This window comes from Tardiphaga sp. 619_E2_N8_4 (genome assembly GCF_051810905.1).
In the GTDB taxonomy this organism is placed as follows: Bacteria; Pseudomonadota; Alphaproteobacteria; order Rhizobiales; family Xanthobacteraceae; genus Tardiphaga; species Tardiphaga robiniae.
This window is the reverse complement of record NZ_JBPWQJ010000001.1, coordinates 5,661,465-5,681,223: the sequence shown is the minus strand read 5'-3', so window position 1 is coordinate 5,681,223 and position 19,759 is coordinate 5,661,465. Positions and strand designations below refer to the sequence as shown.

18 protein-coding genes and 2 pseudogenes are annotated in these 19,759 nt (G+C 60.3%); 17 read left to right on the top strand and 3 right to left on the bottom strand.

Annotated features, from left to right (window positions below; genetic code table 11):
- The first annotated feature begins 14 nt into the window (after positions 1-14).
- The 3 genes and pseudogenes from AB8A23_RS27070 to AB8A23_RS27060 all read left to right on the top strand — a co-directional run.
- Positions 15-713 (top strand): lytic transglycosylase domain-containing protein, encoded by a 699-nt coding sequence (locus AB8A23_RS27070; RefSeq protein ID WP_231077727.1) that lies wholly within the window; start codon positions 15-17, stop codon positions 711-713.
- A 772-nt stretch (positions 714-1,485) separates the two neighbouring features.
- Positions 1,486-2,250, top strand: a pseudogene (locus AB8A23_RS27065) (type IV secretory system conjugative DNA transfer family protein); the annotation flags it as partial.
- A gap of 4 nt (positions 2,251-2,254) precedes the next feature.
- Positions 2,255-2,581: pseudogene (locus tag AB8A23_RS27060) on the top strand (CopG family transcriptional regulator); the annotation flags it as partial.
- Positions 2,582-2,784: 203 nt separating this feature from the next.
- Here AB8A23_RS27060 and AB8A23_RS27055 read toward each other — a convergent pair.
- Complete coding sequence (locus AB8A23_RS27055) at positions 2,785-3,702, bottom strand: LysR family transcriptional regulator (RefSeq protein ID WP_089263791.1); 918 nt, start codon at positions 3,700-3,702, stop codon at positions 2,785-2,787.
- Positions 3,703-3,835: 133 nt separating this feature from the next.
- On the opposite strand from AB8A23_RS27055, the gene AB8A23_RS27050 reads away from it, so the two are divergent.
- The 8 genes from AB8A23_RS27050 (at position 3,836) to AB8A23_RS27015 (ending at position 12,230) form a co-directional block, all read left to right on the top strand.
- Complete coding sequence (locus AB8A23_RS27050) at positions 3,836-5,476, top strand: flavin-containing monooxygenase (RefSeq protein ID WP_439066033.1); 1,641 nt, start codon at positions 3,836-3,838, stop codon at positions 5,474-5,476.
- Between the two features lie 264 nt (positions 5,477-5,740).
- Positions 5,741-7,003: an ABC transporter substrate-binding protein gene (locus tag AB8A23_RS27045; RefSeq protein WP_120288860.1), complete on the top strand. Its 1,263-nt coding sequence runs from the start codon at positions 5,741-5,743 to the stop codon at positions 7,001-7,003.
- A 147-nt stretch (positions 7,004-7,150) separates the two neighbouring features.
- Positions 7,151-8,056 (top strand): branched-chain amino acid ABC transporter permease, encoded by a 906-nt coding sequence (locus AB8A23_RS27040; RefSeq protein ID WP_089263793.1) that lies wholly within the window; start codon positions 7,151-7,153, stop codon positions 8,054-8,056.
- Complete coding sequence (locus tag AB8A23_RS27035; protein WP_231077724.1) at positions 8,053-9,072, top strand: branched-chain amino acid ABC transporter permease; 1,020 nt, start codon at positions 8,053-8,055, stop codon at positions 9,070-9,072. The genes AB8A23_RS27040 and AB8A23_RS27035 overlap by 4 nt, the downstream gene beginning before the upstream one ends.
- Complete coding sequence (locus AB8A23_RS27030; protein WP_120288862.1) at positions 9,072-9,839, top strand: ABC transporter ATP-binding protein; 768 nt, start codon at positions 9,072-9,074, stop codon at positions 9,837-9,839. Before AB8A23_RS27035 ends, AB8A23_RS27030 begins: the two co-directional genes overlap by 1 nt.
- A complete protein-coding gene (locus tag AB8A23_RS27025; protein ID WP_374725681.1) occupies positions 9,839-10,552 on the top strand; it encodes an ABC transporter ATP-binding protein in 714 nt (237 codons plus the stop codon). The genes AB8A23_RS27030 and AB8A23_RS27025 overlap by 1 nt, the downstream gene beginning before the upstream one ends.
- A gap of 67 nt (positions 10,553-10,619) precedes the next feature.
- Positions 10,620-11,405 carry an SDR family NAD(P)-dependent oxidoreductase gene (locus AB8A23_RS27020; RefSeq protein WP_231077722.1) on the top strand — a complete coding sequence of 262 codons (786 nt, stop codon included), beginning with the start codon at positions 10,620-10,622 and terminating at the stop codon, positions 11,403-11,405.
- An 81-nt stretch (positions 11,406-11,486) separates the two neighbouring features.
- Positions 11,487-12,230 carry an SDR family NAD(P)-dependent oxidoreductase gene (locus AB8A23_RS27015; protein WP_231077721.1) on the top strand — a complete coding sequence of 248 codons (744 nt, stop codon included), beginning with the start codon at positions 11,487-11,489 and terminating at the stop codon, positions 12,228-12,230.
- A 332-nt stretch (positions 12,231-12,562) separates the two neighbouring features.
- Here AB8A23_RS27015 and AB8A23_RS27010 read toward each other — a convergent pair whose 3' ends face one another.
- Positions 12,563-13,375 (bottom strand): SDR family NAD(P)-dependent oxidoreductase, encoded by an 813-nt coding sequence (locus AB8A23_RS27010; protein ID WP_439057578.1) that lies wholly within the window; start codon positions 13,373-13,375, stop codon positions 12,563-12,565.
- A gap of 33 nt (positions 13,376-13,408) precedes the next feature.
- Positions 13,409-14,251 (bottom strand): MurR/RpiR family transcriptional regulator, encoded by an 843-nt coding sequence (locus AB8A23_RS27005; RefSeq protein WP_439057579.1) that lies wholly within the window; start codon positions 14,249-14,251, stop codon positions 13,409-13,411.
- A 135-nt stretch (positions 14,252-14,386) separates the two neighbouring features.
- Here AB8A23_RS27005 and AB8A23_RS27000 point away from each other — a divergent pair, with 135 nt between their 5' ends.
- The 6 genes from AB8A23_RS27000 (at position 14,387) to AB8A23_RS26975 (ending at position 19,755) form a co-directional block, all read left to right on the top strand.
- On the top strand, positions 14,387-15,682 hold the full coding sequence (locus AB8A23_RS27000; RefSeq protein ID WP_120288867.1) for an ABC transporter substrate-binding protein: 1,296 nt from the start codon (positions 14,387-14,389) through the stop codon (positions 15,680-15,682).
- A 69-nt stretch (positions 15,683-15,751) separates the two neighbouring features.
- The gene (locus AB8A23_RS26995; protein ID WP_175368212.1) at positions 15,752-16,678 is read left to right on the top strand and encodes a branched-chain amino acid ABC transporter permease; all 927 of its coding nucleotides are present in this window, start codon (positions 15,752-15,754) and stop codon (positions 16,676-16,678) included.
- Between the two features lies 1 nt (position 16,679).
- Positions 16,680-17,693, top strand: coding sequence for a branched-chain amino acid ABC transporter permease (locus AB8A23_RS26990; RefSeq protein ID WP_089263801.1), 1,014 nt, complete (start codon positions 16,680-16,682; stop codon positions 17,691-17,693).
- A 3-nt stretch (positions 17,694-17,696) separates the two neighbouring features.
- Positions 17,697-18,440, top strand: coding sequence for an ABC transporter ATP-binding protein (locus AB8A23_RS26985; RefSeq protein ID WP_175368214.1), 744 nt, complete (start codon positions 17,697-17,699; stop codon positions 18,438-18,440).
- Complete coding sequence (locus AB8A23_RS26980; RefSeq protein ID WP_231077715.1) at positions 18,440-19,141, top strand: ABC transporter ATP-binding protein; 702 nt, start codon at positions 18,440-18,442, stop codon at positions 19,139-19,141. Before AB8A23_RS26985 ends, AB8A23_RS26980 begins: the two co-directional genes overlap by 1 nt.
- Positions 19,138-19,755 (top strand): ATP-binding cassette domain-containing protein, encoded by a 618-nt coding sequence (locus tag AB8A23_RS26975; protein ID WP_120288870.1) that lies wholly within the window; start codon positions 19,138-19,140, stop codon positions 19,753-19,755. The genes AB8A23_RS26980 and AB8A23_RS26975 overlap by 4 nt, the downstream gene beginning before the upstream one ends.
- Positions 19,756-19,759 lie beyond the last annotated feature (4 nt).

The window sequence follows — 19,759 nt, the reverse complement described above, 5'->3', positions numbered from 1 at the left end:
CTTGTACCGCCGTGATGGCGTTGTCGTTTGCGATTGTGCCGCTGAATGCCGCACAAACTGGCAGCGCATCAGCCAAGCATTCGGCGAGCGCACGGTCTGTCGGCTCGTTTGCGAACCTGATCGAAGAGGCCTCACGCCGCTACGCCGTACCGGTGCATTGGATACGCGCCGTGATGACCGTCGAAAGTGCCGGTGACGCGCGGGCAAGATCGCCAAAAGGCGCGATGGGGTTGATGCAGATTATGCCCGAGACCTGGGCAGACCTGCGCATACGTCATCGCATTGGCGACAATCCATACGATCCGCGCGACAACATTCTGGCAGGCGCAGCGTATCTCCACGAACTACACGACCGCTATGGCTCGCCCGGTTTCCTTGCGGCGTATAACGCGGGACCAGGCCGCTACGAACAGTATCTCGCGGGCCGTCCATTGCCGGCCGAGACCCGCGCTTATGCGGCAACGCTTGCTCCCCTGTTCGGTGGCGCCGAACTCGCCAGTCCGCTCTCCGTCGCAGTCGTTCACGCGAAGTCATGGACCGAGGCGCCACTGTTCATCGGGCAATCCGAACGCGCAACCGCTGTCGATCGTGTGTCGGCTGAACGGCGATCGGACCGCGTTCCGCCGAGCGATCCGACGCGCAATATCTCTGCGCTCGTGCCGCAAGCGCGCAGCTTGTTTGTTGCTCGATCCAGCGCGGGAGACCTGCAATGACAGGATGTGCAGTCTGGCGTGCCATGGCGTGCTCCGGGATAGAATGGCTGGGAAGGCGAGAGCAGTGGGGAGGCACGACAGCGGGACGGCGAGATAAAAGCGGCTCGCCGGCCGAACCGCAAGCCATTGGAATGGCTTGGGTTCGGCCGTGCCGGTCGGTCGGGGCGCGTGCCGCGCCTGATGCTTTCGCTAATGAATTCAAAAGTGTTTTCGGCACTGCTCCCCATTCCTTGCCCGTGGAGCGATTGCTGTGAGCGTAGGCGACAGCGATTTACGCATCCGGCCTGGCCGCATCCGCGGCACGCGAGCGGCAAAGCCCAAGAGCTTCATCAACCAGGTGCTGCGCGCGGCGAAGAAGTCCGGTCCCACCTCCAGTCTTGCGGCTGCGGGGAAGCGCTCCTCAAGCTACGGGCGCTCGACCTTCGGGCGCGGCCGGATCAGTTTTGGCCGCAACCGCCTGTTTAGCCCGGCGCGGCGCGTGGTGGTGAAGGCGCGCGTCGTCCGCCATCAGGGCCGTTCGTTTCGTTCCGCGCCGCTGACCGCTCATCTGTCCTATCTGAAGCGCGACGGCGTCACCCGTAACAGCGAGAAGGCGGTGATGTTCGATGCCGGTCATGACCGCACTGACGACGCGGCCTTTGCAGATCGCTGCAAGGACGACCGGCATCATTTCCGTTTCATCGTCTCGCCCGAGGACGCCGCTGAGATGACCGATCTCAAAGCTTTCACGCGCGATCTCGCCCGGCAAATGGAAGTCGATCTCGGCACCCGGCTCGCGCTCGGCCGGCTCGACTTCTTAGAATCCGCGCTGGCCTTCATGGCAGGTTACGACATCAAGAGCCTCCTGATCGCGCAGTCGCTGAACCAGATCGAGAAAGCCTACGGGCCCAACAACGCGATCCTCGACAACTGCCATGTCCGCGTCAGCTTTGCCACCAACGACGAGCGCACGGCGAAGCGTGTCTCCGATGCGCTGAGGATAGCAACCGAGATGCGCGCCATGAAGAACTATGCTGGTCACAGGCTGAATCCTTGGCTTGGTCACCTCATGGTCTCGCGGCAGGAGACGGCAAGGCCGCTGCTCACGCCGGGCGAGGTGATGCAGCTCCCGCCCACTGACGAGATCGTCATGGTTGCCGGCACGCCCCCGATCCGGGCGAAGAAAGCTCGCTATTACGAGGATCACCGTTTCACCGAACGGGTGCTGACGCCGCCCGATCCGGCGAAGTCTGGCCGGTCGTCACGGACGGATGGGTGGTCAGCTCTAACGCCGCAGGCACCGGACGCCGTGTTGCTTGGTGAGATTCAGAAGGCGGAACAGGATGCCGCCAATAGCGGCTTGCGTCGCGAACCCGAGCTTCCCGACCATGTCGCCATTGCCAAGGAGGCGACTGATCCGAGGCCTGCGGAAGAGTTCGCCGCTGTGCTCGACGACGAGTCGGACGATGCAGCCCGTCAGGCTCGCATCCTGCACCAGCAGATGCGTGGCATCGCTCGCCAGGTCTCGCTCGACCCGAATGACGGTATGGAGTTGTGAGACCATGCGGGACCGGATGAATGTGTATTTCCCGCCGGACCTTCTGAAGCAGATCGCCGATCTTGCCGACCGCAAGAAGCTTTCCCGATCGGCGATCGTGGAAGCGGCGGTCACCTCGTTTCTGTCTCCGGATGGGGAGGATCGGCGCGAGGCGGCGTTCGCGCGCCGTCTCGACCGGCTGTCGAGCCAAGTCCAACGTCTCGAACGCGATCTTGGGGTTACCGCGGAAACGCTGACCCTGTTCGTCCGCTTCTGGCTGACGATCACGCCGCCCTTGCCGAACGATGCGCAGGCTGCCGCCCAGATCAAGGGCCGCGAGCGGTTTGGCGGCACCTGCTTTTAAAGAGTCTTTTTGTAGTAACGTTGCACAGATAGCGGCTGCCACGCCGAGACGATCTGACCAAAATAGCGGTTCCGTCTTCCGGAGGCATTCGTAACGGGGGACAGACACCGAAAGAACTCACGGCCCGCTTATATCTCGTCAATCGGAGAATTACATACACTTGGCGGCCGCTTCTGGCGCAAAGCGGACGTCTATTGGTCCCGCCAATACCGCCAAGGCGGCGGATCGGGTAGTTTCGTCTTGAGGAAGTCTAAGAAGACCCTGACACGGTTACTTACCAGTCGGCGGCTCTGATACACCGCATAGATGGGATGTTCCTCTGGGCACTGATGTTCCGGAAAGAGCTCGACCAAGCGGCCTTGGGCGAGATCGTCGGCGATTTGGACTTCGACCAATCGCACGATGCCGAGGCCAGCGCGCGCGAACTCGATAAGGATCGAAGCCTGGTTCGAGCGTACACGGCTCTTGACGGCGAGCGGTGTGGACAAGCCATCGGCACCGCGAACGGTCCATGTGCTGGCGGCAATGGACGAATGAAAATTGAGACAGGCGTGGTCCGCTAACTCGTTGGGATGTGACGGCGTGCCGTACTCGGCCAGATAGCTCGGCGACGCACAAATGATCCATCGCGTGCTCGTAAATCGCGTGGCCACGAGCGAGGAGTCATTGAGGTGCCCAACATGAATCGCAACGTCGGTTCCCTCGTCAAGTAGCGGCCCGGGATCGATCCGCAGCTGAAGTTCAACCTGAAGGTCGGGATGCTGCCGGCAGAACTCCGGGAGCTTCTTGGCGAGGATGACCTGTCCGAAGATCGGCATCGAGCGAATGCGCAGGGTTTCGCGACCGAGCTTGCCGCTGAAGATCGTCGCGTCAGCGGCCTCGACGGCTTCGATGGCTGCAAGCGCCGCCCGATAGAAGACCTCTCCCTCCGGAGTCATGACGATGTTGCGGTGCGCACGGCGGAATAACAGCGCGCCCAACCGTTCTTCCATCCGCGCAATCAGCTTGCTGACTGCGGACGGCGTGATGGCAAGGTTCCGGGCCGCTGCAGAGAAGCTGCCGTCTTCCGCGGCCCTGACGAAAACCTGCATCTCTGTGTAGCGGTTCACGTTTTTCTCTTGTGACGGAAATTCACATCAGGTTTGAACGATAGAGTATGGAAAGCCATCCGGCAAATCTCTAGCCTTCGAGGCAATAGCGCGGCCATGCGAAGCCGCTCATAAACGAACGGGGAGACGACCGTTGGCGAGCAAGGAGAGCACTGCTTTTGCAGTGAACGAACAATCGAGCCATGCCTGTGACGCGATCATTATCGGCGCCGGATTTTCAGGCCTCTACCAGTTGCACAAATTACGGGACGAACTCGGCCTCGACGTCGTTGTGCTTGAAAAGGGCGATGGCATCGGCGGGACCTGGTTCTGGAACCGCTATCCGGGCGCGCGCTGCGATTCCGAGAGCTATTACTATTGCTACTCCTTTAACAAGGAGATCGAGCAGGAGTGGAGCTGGAGCGAGCGCTATCCCGAACATCCTGAAATCCGGAAATACCTGAATTTCGTCGCCGACAAGCTCGATCTCAAGCGCGATATCCGGCTGAACACCGAGGTCACCTCGGCCGCGTTCGATGACGCTGCCAATCTCTGGACGGTGCAGACGAAGAACGGACAGTTCTTCTCCGCGCCATTCCTGATTACGGCAGTGGGGTGTCTCTCGACAGCCAATGTGCCTGATATCAAGGGCCTCGATAGCTTCAAGGGCCAATGGTACCATACCGGCCTGTGGCCGCATGAGGGCGTCGATTTCAGCGGCAAGCGTGTGGGCCAGATCGGAACCGGATCGACCGGGATTCAGACCGCACCTGTTATTGCCGAGCAGGCAAAACATCTCATGGTTTTCCAGCGTACGGCAAATTACAGCATTCCGGCGCGTAACGGCCCGGTGACGGCGGACGACATCAAGCATACAAGGGACAATTACGACGAGATCTGGCGGCTGGCACGCGCCGGTACCAACGGACATCCGTTCACGATCTCGACGCGTTCCGCGCTGTCGGTGTCCGATGCGGAGCGGGAGGAGATCTATGAAAAGGCGTGGGAGCGCGGCGGATTGCGCTTCCGTGCATCGTTTTCCGATGTCCTGCAGAACGTCGAGGCAAACCTCACGGCCTCAGACTTCCTCCGCGACAAGATTAAGACCGTCGTCAGGAATCCGGTGGTCGCAGAGATGTTGACGCCACGCGATCATGGATTCGCGACCAAGCGTCCGCCGATCGACAGCGGCTATTTCGAAACGTTCAATCGGGACAATGTGCTGCTGGTGGATCTCAAGGCAGAACCGATCGTCGAGGTGACGGCGAACGGCATCCGCACGACGAAGCAGGACTACGCGCTCGACATCATCGTGTTCGCGACAGGCTTCGACGCACTGACGGGACCACTCGTCAATCTAAACATCAGCGGCAGCCAGGGTATCAAGCTGAAGGATGCCTGGGCGGCCGGCCCGCGCACTTACCTTGGCCTGCAGTCGCCGAAATTCCCGAATCTGTTCACCATCACCGGTCCTGGCAGCCCGTCGGTGTTGTGCAATATGCCGATTGCCATCGAGCAGCATGTAGACTGGATCACCAATTGCATCCGCGACATGCGCGCGAACGGCCAAAAGCGGATCGAGGCCAATACCGACTCGACCGAAAAGTGGGTCGCGCATGTCAACGAAGCCGCGGATGCGACGCTGCTGCCCATGGCAAGTTCGTCCTGGTATCTTGGCGCCAATGTACCGGGCAAGCCGCGTGTCTTCATGCCCTACGCCGGTGGATTGGCGCGCTACACCTCGATCTGTGACGACGTTGCGCAAAGCGGTTATCGCGGCTTCGCGCTGAGCTAACTGCCCATGCCGCGGCCGACGGAGCGAAAGCCGCGGGCAAGAGGAGTCGGCGCCGCAGCATTGGTCCCCGACCTCGCTGCGGCGAATTTACGCGAGGCATTCGGAAAGTCCGTTGGACAGCGCGCCGTTCCTGCTGCACGATCTTCGTATTGCGCTGATCGACCAAAGGACCGAGTGAGGAGAGTAAGCCACCAAGACGACGCTGATCTGGAAATAATAAAATCTGTACCGGCAAAGCCGGACATCAAAATCAGGGAGGGTTCAATGACCAAGACGACCAAGGGCATTTCACGCCGACGCGTCCTCAAGGGCGCTGGCGCCATGGCAGGCCTTGCCGCATTCGGCGCGCCGCATATCGCCGGTGCACAGGCGAAAGTCATCAAGATCGGCCTGCCGACGATCCTGTCGGGACGCGTTGCAATCCTCGGCACGTCCAGTCGGTTTGCAGTCCAGCTCGCTTTCAATCAGATAAACGAAGCCGGCGGCATCAATGGCCGCAAATTCGAAGTGGTCGACCGCGACTCCAAGGGGCGTCCCGACGAAGCCGCCAAGGTCACGCGCGATCTCATCAATAATGACGGTTGCGATATCATCGTCGATGGCGAGGCGTCGTCAGGCAGCTTCGCCGTGCATGAGGTCGTGCGCGATCTCGGCATCCTTTGCCTCCATACCTGCAGCGAAACCTCGTCGCTGACGGCAGACCCCAAGCAGTTCAGCAAGAATGTGTTCAGATGCGCCCGACAGGGCATCCATGATGCCGTCGCAGGTGGTAGCTACGCAGCGAAGATTGCCAAGGAGAAGGGGCTCAAGAAGTGGGCGACCTGTTCGCCCGATTACGCCTATGGCCGCGACAACACCGCGGAATTTCTGCAATACGCCAAGGTGTTCGAGCCGTCGATCGAAGTGGTCGATCAGCTCTGGCCGAAACTGTTTGCGCCCGATTACACCGAGAGCATCACCAAGCTGATGCAGGTGAAGCCGCAGGCGGTCTATTCGGCGCTGTGGGGCGGCGATCTCGTCGCGTTTATCGAGCAGTCGAACCTGTATCGCCTGTTCCAGAACACCGCCTATTTCTCCGGTGGTCTTGGCGATCCGCCGATCCTGACGGCCATCAAGAACCTGCCGCAGGGACTCAACACGGCCTATCGGTATAACAACGGATTTCCGAGTTCACCCGAGAACACCGCCTTCTGCGATGCCTATGTCAAGGTGGCGCCGCACGAGCCGACCAACTGGGCGTGGCAGAACTACGCGGCGTCGCAATTCATTATCGAGGCGCTGCGTCGCACGAACGGCAATACCGACAGTTCTGCGCTGGCGAAGGAAATCTCCGGCATGACGGTGAAGAAGCCGTTTGGCGGTGCCGGCATCACCATGCGTGACAGCGATCATACGATCATCAATTACCCCGTCGCATGGGGCAAGACGGTCAGCAAGTCACCCTGGGTGGTCGATTACGTCGATACGGAATGGTCGAAGATCGTCGAGCTCGAGAAGGAGTGGAAGAAGGAAAAGGGTTACGCCTGAGCTGTCTGCGGGCATCGTCGCTAGATGACGTGGCCCGTCGCATGGCGACGGGCTCGGCCGCTCCGTCGCACATCCGGCCTGCCGTTCGCGTCGGCCGGAACAGGCTCGTTCAGACCATCGAAGGTCAGACCATCAAAGGACTGCGCTGTGAACCTCGAAGCCCTTGCCTCCTGCCTGTCATCGTCAGCCTGCGCCGTGACGCAGATATCGACGGCGCTCATCATCGGCATGCTGCTGTTCATGGTGGCGTCCGGCCTGTCGCTGATCTTCGGCGTGCTCGGCGTCATCAATTTCGCCCATGGCGCGTTCTATATGGCTGGCGCCTATATCGCCTTCTTCACCTATCAGGCGACATCGAGCTTTTTACTGGCATTCCTGGCCGGCGCGCTCGGGGCAGGCCTGATCGGGGTCATCTTTGAGCGGTTCATCATCAGCAAGGTGTATGGCAAGGACATCCTGATGCAGTTGCTGGTTTGCTACGCCATCATCCTGATCTTCGACGATCTGGTGAAGATCATTGCCGGCCCGGAATACAAGATGATGGGCATGCCCGACGTGTTCGCGCTTCCGCCGCTTGAATTCGCCGGCGGCTTCGTTCCGGCCTATTACGTCTTCATGATCGTCGCGAGCCTGTCGATCGGCGCGATGCTCTGGCTCGCAATCGAGAAGACCCGGATCGGCAAGATCATCCGCGCCCTCGCCATCAATCCGCAGATGGTCGGCGCACTCGGGATCAACACGACGCTGCTCTACGCGGCCGTGTTTGGCGTCGGCAGCATGTTGGCGGGTATCGCCGGCTCCCTCGCGGCGCCGACACGCACATTGACGCCGGGTATGGGTCTATCGATCCTGATCGAAAGCTTCATCGTCACCGTGATCGGCGGGATGGGATCGATTGTCGGCGCGCTGATCGCAGCGTTGCTCATCGGCTTCACGCGGGCCTTCGGAGCGATCGGCTTCCCGCTCTTCGTTGACGGGATCATGTTCGGCATGATGGCCGTCGTTCTGATCGTCAAGCCCAGCGGTCTGCTCGGCCGGGAGATCGCGCGATGATGAAAGCGGGGTTCCTGCGCGATCTGTTCTTTGCGGCTGCCGTGCTGATCGTTTTGATTGTCGTACCGTTCATCTTCACCAAGCCATCGCTGCGCGACTTCCTCATCTATGTGATGGCCTATGGCCTGCTGGCGATGTCGCTGAATCTCCTCGTGGGGCTCACGGGGCTGGTCTCGTTCGGGCATGCGGCCTTCTTCGTGTCCGGCGCCTATATGTTCGGTCTGCTGATGCAGTCCGGCCGCGTGTCGATCCCCGTTGCAATTCTCGTCACGGTGCTCGGCACTGCGGTGCTTGCGCTGGTGATCGGTGCGATCTGCGTGCGGCTCAAGGAAATCTATTTCTCCTTCATCACGCTGGCCTTCCAGATGTTCATCCACTCGATCATCCTGACATGGGTCAGCTTGACCGGCGGGGATCAGGGCTTGCGCGGCGGCATTCCGCGGCCCCCGTTCTTCGGCATCGATCTCAGCAGCGGTGTGTCGCTTTATATCTTCTCGGCTTGCGTCTTCGTCGTCTGTATCCTGATCATGCGTCAGGTCTGGCAGTCGCCGTTCGGCTACACGCTGCGCTTGATCCGCGACAATCCGAACCGGGCCAATTACCTCGGCGTCGATATCGTTCGCATGAAGCTCGGCGTGTTCATCCTGGCCGGTGCGATGGCCAGCGTTGCCGGCATCCTGCTGTCGCTGTTCGTCTCCGGCGCCTATCCGGAATTCGGCTTCTGGACGACCTCGGGCGAGGCCATCTTCATGATCATGCTCGGCGGCTCGCAACTGTTCGTCGGGCCGATCATCGGCGCCATCCTGCTGCGCCTGCTCGAGCATTTCGTATCCATCTACACAGAATATCACGGCCTGGTGCTGGGCATCGTCATTCTGGCCATCGTGCTCGGTCTGCGGCAGGGCATCGCCGATTACATCGTCGAATTTCTGCAGCGACGCAAAGAGGCCAGGGTGGCTCCTGCCCAGGACGCTTCCGCCAAGGATGCCGCCTTCGCCAAGGAGAGGATTGCCTGATGCTCTCGGTGCAGAACCTCGACAAACGCTTCGGCGGTGTTCACGCCACGCGCAATGTCTCGATCGATTTTCCCGACGGCTCGCTCACGGCGATCATCGGACCGAATGGCGCAGGCAAGACCACCTTCTTCAACCTGATCTCGGGCGCGTTCCGGCCGAATTCGGGGAAGGTCATTTTCGACGGTCAGGATATCGTTGGTAAATCGAGCCTCGAGGTCGTGCGGCTCGGCATGACGCGGGCGTTCCAGGTCGCCGAGATCTTCCCCAGCCTGACCGTCACCGAGGCGATCATGGCGACGGTGATCTCTCATTTGCGCAAGTCATGGACCTTTCTGCGGCGGTTTCCTGTCGCGGAAGCCAAGGCGCGGACGGAAGAGATCATCGAACTGCTCGGGCTCGCGGACAAGGCGGGGACGCTCTCGCGCAATCTCTCCCATGGCGACCAGAAGCTGCTCGATATCGGCCTTGCGCTCGCCATGGAGCCAAAGGTGCTGCTGCTCGACGAGCCGACCGCGGGCATGGGGCCGGACGAGCGCTGGCGCATGATCGGCAAGGTGCAGCATCTGTGGCAGGTCAAGAAGATGACGGTGCTGTTCATCGAGCATGACATGGATATCGTCTTCAAGATCGCCCAGAAAATCCATGTGCTGAAATACGGCGCCGTGCTCGCGCAGGGTACGGCCAACGAGATCCGGCGCAATCAGGATGTCATCGACGCCTATCTCGGTGCCGATCACCATCTCTCCGCAGCAGTGGGAGAGGCATGATGACCGACCCGTTCCTCCATGTCGAAGCGGCAGACGTCTATTACGGTGCCAGCCAGATCCTGTTCGGCGTCGATCTCGCGGTCGAGCAGGGGCAAACCATGGCGCTGCTCGGCCGTAACGGCGCCGGCAAGTCGACGACGTTCAAGATGATCGCCGGCCTCGCGCCGCCACGCCGCGGCAAGGTTGCTCTTGCAGGTCAAGGGCTGGCCGGTCGACCGTCCTACAGGATCGCGCGCGCGGGGATCGGCTATGTTCCGGAGAACCGGCAGGTGTTCCCCGACCATACGGTCGATGACAATCTCATCGTCGCCGCCAAGAAGGGGCCGCGCGGCGACCATCACTGGAATCGCGAGCGCATCTATGAGGTGTTTCCGATCCTCGCCTCGATGAAGGACCGCCTGGCCGGCCGGCTGTCGGGTGGCGAGCAGCAGATGCTGACCATCGCCCGCACGCTGATGGGCAATCCCGATGTGTTGTTGCTCGACGAGCCCAGTGAGGGCCTCGCGCCGATCATCGTCCAGGCCATCGGCGAACTTATCAAGACGCTGCGCGGCATGGGCGTCACCATTCTGCTGGCCGAACAGAACATGCATTTCTGCCTGGGTATCGCGACCCATGCCACGGTGATCGACAAGGGACAGATCGTGTATCGCGCGACCATAGATGAACTCAGGCACAACGAGGACATCAAGCAACGCTATCTTGCGGTCTAGCGCCGCCGCCATCGTCAAACGCGCAGCTTTGCTGCGTGCAACAAGAAACGGACAACGGGAGTGCAGGATGAAACGAGACGAGGGGCGCGGCCGCATCGCCGTGGTGACGGGCGGAGCAAGCGGAATCGGCCTAGCCACAGCCGGTATCTTGATCGAGCGCGGATGGCGCGTCGTCATTTCGGATATCAATGCGAAGGCCAATCAGGAATCTGCAGCGAAGATCGGCGCGGACTCCGTGCCGTTCGACGTGACTGATGAACACGCGACCGAAACGGCTTTCGCGGATATCGAGGCGCGGCTGGGGCCGATCGAGGCGCTGTTCGCCAATGCCGGCGTGATCCAGTCCGGCGGCCGTGCAGAGAACCTGCCGCTCGCCGAATTCGACAGGGTAATCGCCGCCAATTTGCGCGGCGTTTACGTGTCCTGCCTCGCGGCCGGCAAGCGCATGACCAAGCGGGGACGCGGCGGCATCGTGATCACCGGCTCGGTCACGGCATCGCGCACAGCGCCGTTACACGCCTATGCGCCCTCGAAGGCTGCGGCGGTTCATATGGCGGCGTGCCTCGCGGCCGATTGGGGCCGTTCGGGTGTGCGGGTCAATGCGGTGTCGCCGGGCTATGTGGGAACCCCACCGGTGCTCGCCAACATCGAACGTGGGACGCGAGATCCGAAACTGCTGATCGAAGGCTCCGCGCTGGGACGCATGGTCGATCCGGAAGAAATCGGACGCGGCGTCGCGTTTCTGCTGTCCGACGACGCGTCGGCGGTTACCGGGATCAATCTTCCGATTGATGCTGGGTGGCTCGCGAGTTCGCATCTGACGACCTATGGCGGCGTGCCGCCGGCGCGCTGACCGTCGTCACGTCAACCGAATTGAACACCGTACTCTGCGTGGGTTTACAGAGGTGTGGTAACACAAGCGGGAATTATCGTCATGACGTCTTCTGAAAAATCCCCATTCGATCTCACCGGACAGCGCATTGTGATCGCGGGCGCGGCCGGCGGCATCGGCAGCGCTACGGCGAAGCTATGCGCACAGCAAGGCGCGACGCTTGTGCTGGTCGATATCGCAGGCAAGGATCGTATCCGCGAACGCGTCGGTGCCGAGGTTGCGGACCGCTCTGAAATTTACGGCCTCGACACCGGCTCGCGGCCCGACGTGACGGCGCTCGCGAGGCAGACTGGACCGGTCTATGGACTGATCGATACGGCGGCGATCGCACCGCATGACGACTGGATGGCCGAGGACTGGGAAGAGTCGCTTGATCGCGTCATTCGCGCCAATGTGAAGGGGCCGATCAATCTGACCCGCGCCTTCCTGCCCGGCATGATGGAGGCCGGCGAAGGCCGCATCGTGCTGTGCGGATCGGTGGCCGGGTGGATGGGCGGTCTGCGCACCGGGCCGCATTATGCCTTTGCCAAAGGCGGCATCCATTCCTTCGTGCGCTGGCTGGCGAGTAAGGCCGCACCGCGCAACGTCCTCGTGAACGGCATTGCGCCGGGGCCGGTAGAGACCGCGATGACCGAGGGCAAAGGCTATGACACATCGCTCTATCCGTTGAAGCGCATGGCCAAGCCGGAAGAGATCGCCGCCACCGCGGTGTTCTTATGCGGCGCTGGCAGTGGTTACGCCTCCGGTGCGATTTTCGATATCAACGGGGCCACCCACTTCCATTGACTGCTGCGGGCGCTGATCGCCTGCAGGACGCGGCGGATCTGCGCGCTGCGCCACCCACGATAACGCTGGGCCTGGCGTGTCACCGAGAAGATAGGGCGGCACGCATTGTTCGCCGCAATAGGTGCGGTCACATCCGCCGATCCGTCGGCTTGCGAGACAAAGGGATGTCACTTATTCGCTTGCAAGGTCTATGTCCGCTCCTGGCGCAAAGCGGACTCCTGTGAAAAAGGTGCCGCAGGTTTCGTGGCGAAGTTGCGCAGCGGCTTGCAACTAATACCGAACTGATTGCGGTTCCTGCATTCCCGATGGTCACCTAGCTGAGAGTTTGAGGCTCATGCCGGCCAGAGCTGGCCGCCGCCGTCGACGCGAATGACCTGCCCCGATACGAACGCTCCCATAGGTCCGGCAAATAACTCAATGACGCGCGCAACCTCGTCTATGGTGGCAATCCGGTCGAGCGACCCTTCCTGGATCAGGCGCGCCGGATCGACGGTACGTGTTGCCATAAACCGCTCCGTGCGTGTGTCGCCTGGGGCGATCGTGTTGACGGTGACATCATAGATTCGCATCTGGTCGGCGAGACACCGGGTAAAATGCATCGCGCCGGCTTTCGCCGTTGCGTAGATCGATGCATTTGTGCGTCCTTTGAATGCTGCAACTGAGCCGATGTTGATAATACGCCCCCGGCGTCGGTCCATCATGCCTCGCGCCACCTGCTGGCAGACGAAGATTGTGCTAAGAAGATTACGGTCGATGACGGCCCGCACATCTTCGGCCTTGATATTTACGACATCATTTGGGTTTGGCTTTCCGCCTGCAGCCGCGATGTCACCGCCGGCATTATGCACGAGGATGTCGATGGGGCCGAGATTGGTCTCGGTGACTTGAACGACCCGCTCGATGTCTTCCGATATCGTAAGATCGCCGAGAACCTTGAAAGTGCGGACGCTGTGTTTGTCGGCTATCGATCGAGCGACATCCGTAAGCGTTTCGATACCACCAAATTCGGCAGGGCCGTGCTCGCGCATGCCGTGAATAGCGATATGGCAACCGAGGGCTGCGAGCCGTTCGGCAAAGGCGCGGCCAAGCCCGCGACCTGCACCTGTGATAAGTGCGACCTGGCCTTCCAGCATACGAGCGGACATGACTTCATCCTGTCAGTTAAATGAGAGTTATCTTCAGTCGAGTGTAAGCGTGAGACCGACGGCCAGTGTCTGGGCGAGACACATGGGGGCGACCATCGTACGAAGTGCGGCTTCCGGCATATCCGGAATTTCGAAGACGACGCTGGCACCCTCGACAATGGGGCTGAGCAAGCTGTCCGTGATCGAGATGACGGGCAGGCGGCGGGCTACGAGTTCTGGAAACAGTCGCGCTGTGTCGGGATTGTAGACCCTGAAGCTGATGGCAACGAGCGCATCGGCGGGCGTCGCCGAAGCGGCCTGGTCGCCAAGCGCGCTGCCAAGTCCATCAAGGATAACAACGCGGCGCCCGAGTTTGCGCAAAACATAGGTCAGATGAGCTGCGACCGGGAAAGAGCCGCCAAGGCCCAGGACGTAGATCGTCTCTGCGGCGCCAAGCAGTTCGATCGCGCGCGCAAGATCTGCCTGCCTTACGCGGTCCTGCAGGCTTTCGAGCGAGACCATGCCTTCTGACGCGAAGCGGGTCAGAACCGCCTGAGGATTGTTCGCATCCTGAAAGCGGCCGTCGCGTCGCAGCCCGGTGATGCGCTCCTTGTAGCTCGGTGGCACGCTGGCGACGAGCCTTGAACGGAACACCTGTTGCAATTCCGTGAAGCCGCCATAGCCCAGTGCACGCGCAAATCTCACAATGGCGGACGGCTGAACCTTCGCACGCTGTGCGACTTCCGCGACGGTCCCGAGCGCCATCTCGGTGGGATGCTCAAGTGCAAACTCAGCGATCACCCGGAGGCGATCTGAAAAATCCGGATGTTGGCGTGCGATCTCATGACGGAGGTTTTCATAAGTGCCGTGCTGGGGGGCTCTGGCTTTAGTGGGCATGCGGTTGGCTCGTATTTGCGGTCATCGATTTCTCTGACTTGTATATTCTACTTTACATACTTCGTGGAATGTTTATTCTAAATCCATACAATGCGCGGACATCAATAAAAGAGCCGCCGATTCCAGGAGGAAACAATGAAGCGACGTAGCGATACGTCCGGGCTGTCCCGGCGTGCCCTCGTGAAGGGCGGCTTGCTGTCTGCCACAGCGACATTTTTCGGTCCATGGCAACACACACGTGTTCTGGCGCAGGGAGAAAAGAAGCCAATCAAGTTGGGGCTCACCTGTGATGCCAGCGGCCAATACGGCAATAGCGGGCAGGACGATATGCGTGGCATTCGCCTCGCAATTGATGAATTCAACGCAAAAGGCGGCGTGCTCGGTCGCAAGATTGAATGGACGACGGCCGACACCGAAACCAATGCGGCGACAGGTACACGCATCGCGGAGCGTTTCATTACGCAGGAGCAGTGCGGCTTTCTGATCGGCGCCGTGCATTCGGGCGTCGCCAATGCCATCACGCAAGTCGCGAATAAATACGGCACCGTCTATTTCAACACCAACTCGTCGGCACCGAGTGAGGCAGGTGAGAACTGCTCGCGCATCAAATTTGTCTGGGATGGGAACGGCACCAATTTTTCCAAGGCCGCCGTCCAGAACGCGGTTCAGAAGATAGGCAAGAAGTGGCTGTTGCTGACCAACGACTATGTGTGGGGGCACACGACATCGGCCGCGACCAAAGCCGAGGTCGAGAAAGCCGGCGGACAGATCATCGATAATCTGCTGATCCCGCAGAATACCCGCGATTTCACCTCCTATCTCCTCAAGGTGCAGCAGGCCAAGCCTGATGTGGTCGCCATGGCCGTTGGCGGCGATGATATGAAGGCGCTACGTCAGCAGATCAGTGCGTTGAAGCTGGAAGAGAAAACAGCCTGGATTAACAATCAGCAGGATTGGCCCGATATCTGGGGTGCGGAGGATACGCTGTTCGGCGTCTTTGGCACCAACTGGTATCATCTTTTGCCGCTACCCGGCGTTGCTGACTTCGTCAAGCGGTGGCAAACAACCTATCCGCAGTCGCCCATTCCGGTGCCGGGGAATGTCTCCTACAACGGCTACATCGCGACACGCGAATTGCTGCGCGCCATCGAGCGCGCCGGTACGACCAGCAATCATGCTGTGATCAAGCAGTTGGAAGGGCACAAGATGCTCGCTGCCGACCGCATGCAGCATTTCGATGCGTATATCGATCCTGTGACGCATCAAGTGCAGCAGACGATCTATCTTGCCCGCCGCAACGCAAAACCCGCCGACAAGACGGATCTGTATGAGGTCATCAGCTGGACCAAGCCCGAAACGGCGGTGGACGAAGCCTCACTGGAGAAATGCAAGATGAAGGCGCTCGCCGACGTTCCAGTCTTCGACACATAAAGCTTACGCATGAGCGCCCGGAACGTTCTCCGGGCGCTCATGCTCGCTCATTGGAATAGATGAACGCTTATGTCGCTGCTCAATCTCCTTCCGCATTTGCTGAACGGTATAGCGCTCGGCTTGCTTTTCTCCCTGATTGCACTTGGCTTTATGCTGATCCTCGGATTGATGGAGCAGATCAACCTTGCCCATGGCTCGTTGTTCGCTCTCGGGGCGTACTTTGCCTACGCTATTTGTGGGGCGAAACTGCCGTTGCCGCCGGATGTCCTGATCGCGTGGGCGGGCGTGCCGCTTGGCTTGCGGTTTGCCACAGCAGTTGTCGTAGCCCCGATCCTGGTTGCGCCCTTTGGCCTTGTGCTTGAACGATTGATGCGCCGCACCTATGGGCGCGATCCGCTGTATGGGCTTCTGCTCACCTTTGGTGTTGCCATGGTGCTGGAGGAGTTGATCCGCGTGGTTTGGGGCACGCGCGACTACATGATGCCGGTACCGCGTGACATGTCCGGCGGCTTTATCATGCTCGATCTGATCTGGTCGACCTATCGCTTCTGGGCTGCCGGCATGGCGATCGTGGCCATGGGAGCCGTCTGGTTCATCGTCGAACGCACGCGTTTCGGTGCGATGGTCAAGGCAGGCGCCCATGACAGCGAAATCGTCCAGGCGCTCGGTATCGATCTGACGCGATTGCGGGTTTGGGTGTTCGTCCTTGGCACGATGCTCGCGGCGTTCGCCGGTGTGATCATGGCGCCGCTTTGGGGAATCCGGCCGCATATGGGAGTCGATGCCGTTGTCCCGGCATTTCTCATCATCGTGCTCGGTGGTGTCGGGAGCTTCTGGGGGGCGGCGTTGGGCGGGCTCCTGGTCGGCATGGTGGTCGGGCTGTCCGGTGCCTATGCCTCCGAATGGTCGATGCTGTCCATGTATCTGTTGTTAATTGTCGTCGTGACGTTCCGCGCACGGGGCCTGTTCGGCAAGAAAAGCGTGTTGGAGGCTTGATATGGCAGCAGCCCGTACGGTTCCCAGCTTCACGCCTGCGATGCTCGTTACATGGATCCTGTTTGCAACCGTTCCCTTCTGGATCGAGCGGGTCGGCCTCTATCAATATCTCGGGGTCGAGATCCTGATCTTTGCGCTCTATGCGCTGGCCTACAATCTGGTTCTGGGCCATGCGGGATTGCCGTCGTTCGGGCATGGCGCATTTTTCGGGATCGGTGCCTACGCATTCGGTCTGGCGCAATCAAACATCGCGTCGAACCTGTGGGTCTGTCTTGCGGTTGCTGCATTTGCGGCCGCAATAGCGGGCGCTTTTGTGGCGCTCTTCATCTCGCACAGGCGAGGCATCTATTACGCATTGATGACCATCGCTTTCGGGCAGATCTTCTGGTTCATCGCGATCAAGGCGCACCGGATAACCGGCGGCGAAGATGGCTTGCTCAAGATTGAGAGGCTACCCGCCTCGCTTGGCATCACCACGTTCAACCTTGGCAGCAACATCGCGCTGTACTACTTCGTGCTGGCAGTCTTTGCTGTTGTCTCGTTCCTGCTGTGGCGGCTCGTGCATTCCCCCTTTGGGCGGGTGGTGAAGGCCATAAAGCAGAACGAAACACGTGCTCGTTTCGTCGGCTACGACGTCTGGCGCTACAAGGCGGCGGTCCTGGTTGTATCCACGACCTTATCGGGACTCGCGGGCGGATTGTTCGCGATGGCACAGACGTCCGCCTTCCCGGACGTGATGAGTCTGCACTATTCCGGCTACGTCGTCATGATGACATTGGTGGGTGGCGGGCTTGTCTCGTTCTGGGGCCCCGTCATTGGTGCCGTGGCCTTCTTCCTTGCACGCGACGTCATCGGATCATTCACCACCGGATGGATGCTATGGTTCGGCCTGTCGTTTGTTGTCTTGGTGCTTTTCAAGCCGGAGGGGATCGCCGGCATGTTTGCCGGCGTCATGAACGGACGAGACAAAATCGTTCCGCGCCCTGCCGCCGCTCCGCAATCGCAGGCGAGGTGAGCCATGCCCCTGTTTGAAGCCAAAGACCTGCATCTGCGATTCGGCGATCGCGTCGTGCTCGAGAGCGTCTCGCTTGCATTTGAAGCCGGCCAATTGTCCGGCATCATGGGGCCGAACGGCGCCGGCAAGACGACCTGTTTCAATGTGCTGACTGGCCGCTACAAGCCCAATCGCGGGCAGGTATTGTGGCAGGGAGACGATATCACCGGGAAAAGTCCCCAGGATATCGCACGCCTCGGCATCGCACGGTCGTTCCAGCTGATGAACCTGTTCGACGAGTTCACGGTATTCGAGAACATAGCCATTGCGCTTCCGGGCACGCGCCGGCGTGGGCATGACATGATTGCTCAGGCATATGCCGACACCGCGCTGGTCGACGAAGCTCACAGCATTCTCGAAAAGGTGGGTCTTGCAGGACGCGCCAACGATGAAGCCAAGTCGCTCTCCTATGGCGCACGCCGCGCGCTCGAAATCGGCGTCGCGCTGGCCTGTCGTCCAAAGCTGCTTTTTCTCGATGAACCGACTGCGGGTCTGGGTAGCGACGGGCGCGCGCGACTTACCGATCTCATCCTTCAGCTCAAAGGCGACCTGACCATCGTTGTCATCGAACATGACATGGAATTCCTCTTCTCGCTGGCCGATGAGATATCCGTCATTCATTGGGGGCAGGTGATCGCGCGCGGCGCGCCGGCCGCACTCAAGACGAACCCATGGGTCGAGGCTTCCAACCTGGGGCGGCTCAACTGATGCTCGATGTATCCAGTATCGATTCTTTCTACGGCGAGACGCAGGCGCTGTTTTCGGTCTCGTTGTCCGTACGCGCAGGCGAGGTGCTTGCCCTGCTCGGCGCTAACGGCGCTGGCAAAACCACGGTGCTCCGCTCCATCCTCGGTCTCACGCGCGCGCGCCGGGGTGACATCCGTTTTCAGGGAAAGTCGATCGCAGCAAGCGCGACGCATCATATAGCATGCGCCGGAATTGGCTGGGTGCCGGACGACCGTCGCCTCTGTCCGACACTCACCGTCGCGAAAAATCTGTCGTTAGGCGAAAAGCGCACGAACTTTCGAGGATGGTCTCTCGGAGAAGTCACCGAGATTTTCACACCGCTCAAATATCTGATGACGCGCGAGGCCGAGACTTTGTCCGGCGGCGAGATGCAGATGGTGGCCATTGCCCGCGCGTTGCTCGGTTCACCCGGCCTCGTGCTGTTCGACGAGCCAAGCCAGGGCCTTGCACCGAAAATCGTCGATGACGTGATGGCTGTCATCCGGCGCCTCAGGCAGGCGGGCATTGCCAGTATCGTGGTCGAACAGAATGCCGATGTCGCATTGAGCGTTGCCGATCGGGTTGTTGTGCTTTCGCAGGGGCATGTTGCCTGGGCGGGGGACGCGGCGGCACTGACTGCAGATCTCAGCCTCAAGCGCAAGCTTCTGGGAGGGCTGTCATGAGCGATACGCCGCTACTTGCGCTGGAAGGCGTGATCAAGATCTATCGCCGCGGCTTGCTCGACCGGGAGCCCGCATTTCAACTGCACGTGGATCGTGCTTTCATGCAGCCCGAGATCGTGGGCGTCATGGGGCCAAACGGCGCCGGCAAGACGACGCTATTCGAGATGATCGCGGGATCGAACGTGCCGTCGGAAGGGCGCGTGATGGTTGCCGGTCAGGACATGCAGAGGGTTCGCTATCTTCAGCGTGATCGTCTGGCCATTCATTACCATCAATCCTATCAAGTCCGTCAGTTCAGAAAGACGAGACCGTCCTTCACGATGGAGCAGGCTGCAAGCGCCTATCCGCTCGTTCATCTGTTCGATGAACCGCAGTTCAATACCCAGGATGGCTATATCGGATTCATGCTGGATTTTTTCCGCAAGCTGCGCACTGAGAAGCGGCTCGTTTTCATCTGCCTGCATCCGACGGCGACGTTTCAGCTGACGATCCTCAAGGAGATCTGCGAGCGTTTCCTGTTCGTCAGCGGCGGAGCGGTCACTAACTATGCTCATTTTGATGACCTCACCAGCCAGCCCGATGTCCGCCAATATCTTGGTGTGCTGGCCCCCTGAATAG